This window comes from Mesorhizobium sp. M7A.F.Ca.AU.002.02.1.1 (assembly GCF_003998535.1).
Classification (GTDB): domain Bacteria; phylum Pseudomonadota; class Alphaproteobacteria; order Rhizobiales; family Rhizobiaceae; genus Mesorhizobium; species Mesorhizobium ciceri.
In genome coordinates this window covers 1-1,992 of the sequence record NZ_RZPB01000948.1, presented here as the reverse complement: position 1 = coordinate 1,992, position 1,992 = coordinate 1, and the positions used below count along the sequence as shown (strand labels likewise).

The window sequence follows — 1,992 nt, the reverse complement described above, 5'->3', positions numbered from 1 at the left end:
TGATGATGCTGTCAGGCATAGGCGACAGCGGCGAGCTGGCGGCGCATGGCATCGAGACGAAGGTCGATCGTGCGCAAGTCGGCAAGAATCTGCAGGACCACGTTTCGGTTATCGTGATGTATCGGCGCAAACAGCCTGGACCGTTTCTCAAGATGATGCGGGCCGATCGTATCGGGCTGGATTTCGTCAGGACTTATCTCACCGGAAAGGGCTTTTCGGGAGATGTGCCTGGCGGCGTCGTGGCATTCCTGAAAAGCGACACAAGCCGGCCGTTGCCGGACGTACAGCTGCTTTTCACCGCCGCGCCGCTTGGGGCATGGCCTTACATGTCGCCGTTCAAGGCGCCGTTCGCCGACGGCTTTGCGACCCGTATCGTTGCGGTGCAGCCGGAGAGCCGCGGCAGCGTCAAGCTGGCGTCGAGCGATCCGGTTGCCGCGCCCCTGATCCATCAGAATTTCCTGTCCTCGCAGCGCGACTGGCAGTCGCTTCGCGCCGGCTTTCGTGTTGCACGCAACCTTGCCAGCCAGCCGTCCATGGCTCCGTTCGTCGGCGCGGAGTTCTTCCCCGGCCCGAAATGCGAGAGCGACGAAGAGATCGACGAGCACATCCGCAAGACCTCGATCACCGTGCATCATCCGGCCGGCACGTGCCGCATGGGCGTCGATGCGGCATCGGTGGTCGATCCGGAATTGCGGGTGCGCGGCATTGCCGGGCTTCGTGTCGTGGACGCCTCGGTCATGCCCGACCTCGTTTGCGGCAACATCAATGCGGCGGTCATCATGATCGCCGAAAAGGCCGCGGATCTGATCCGCAGCCGCGCTCAACAGAGCGTGGCTGCCTGATAAGGCGGCCGGAATACAACCAAAGTCTTTTGGTTGAGACTGAAAAACTGCGTTGGTTGGACTGTCATGCGCGCCAGCATGGCCGTGACGAAGCGGTTTCACGCCCTGATTGTGAGCTGAATTCCGTGCATTTCTAGGCTGTTTCTGCCTATTTCTGGGCATTTGCCACTCAAAAATGCACCTCAACCAAAAACTTATAAGATTCGCAATTTGGGTATTGTCGAGCAAAACCAATGCGAATACGGTTGAGTTGGTTAGAAGTATTTTCTTCGTGACGAGAGGTGTCCGATATGTCCCTGGCGCAACCAGCTAACGATGTGCTCACCAACAAGAAGGCGGCACTCAAGGGCCTCTACGACGCCCTCTACGCAAAGAACATGTTTCCGTTCTGGGCGACGTCGGAAGGCGTCGACCATGACGAGATCAAGCAGTTGATGGCGACGTCGAAAGCCGTTCCCTTCGTGTGGTCCTATTCGGACATCGAGCCCCTGCTCCAGCGCGCCGCCGAACTGGTGACCATGGACGACAGCGAGCGCCGTTCGCTGATCCTCGTCAATCCCGGTCTTGCACCCAAGCGTGCATCGGTCAGCACCATGTACACCGCCTACCGCTTGAACGATCCCGACGAGATCATGCCGCCGCACAAGCACTCGCCGAGCGCCATCCGCTTCGGCCTGACGGGCAAGGGCAATTTCACCGGCGTCGAGGGCGAAGACGTGGTCTTCGGCCCGGGCGACATGGTGCTGACGCCCAACGACGCCTGGCACAATCATGGCACCGTTGGCGGCGAGCAGGCGGTCAACCTGTCGGTGCTCGACCTGCCGCTGGTCGAAACGCTGCATGCCGTCCATTTCGATCACAAATACACGGAGATGGTCGACGGCAAGGAAGTCGAGAAGAAGGTGCAGACCGCCCGCTACCCCAGCGACTACTCACAGCGCATCTATGGCGAAGGCGGCCTGATGCCGCGTTTCGTCGACCACAAGCGCGGCGGCGGCCTGTCGTCGCCGATGTATGTCTATCGCTGGGAGAAGATGGAAGCGGTTCTCGACGCCCACAAGGATTGGGATGGCGACCCCCATGAAGGCATCGTCATCGACTATGTCGATCCGACGACCGGCGGACCCGTCTTCCACACCATCAATTTCTA

At 60.0% G+C, this 1,992-nt stretch carries 2 protein-coding genes; both read left to right on the top strand.

Annotated features, from left to right (window positions below; all coding sequences use genetic code 11):
• The coding region (locus EN879_RS33665) for a GMC oxidoreductase (protein WP_206521055.1) at nt 1–842 on the top strand (842 nt) is incomplete at its 5' end.
• A gap of 290 nt (nt 843–1,132) precedes the next feature.
• Nucleotides 1,133–1,992: cupin domain-containing protein (locus tag EN879_RS33660; protein ID WP_127274593.1), on the top strand; the 860-nt coding region annotated here is incomplete at its 3' end.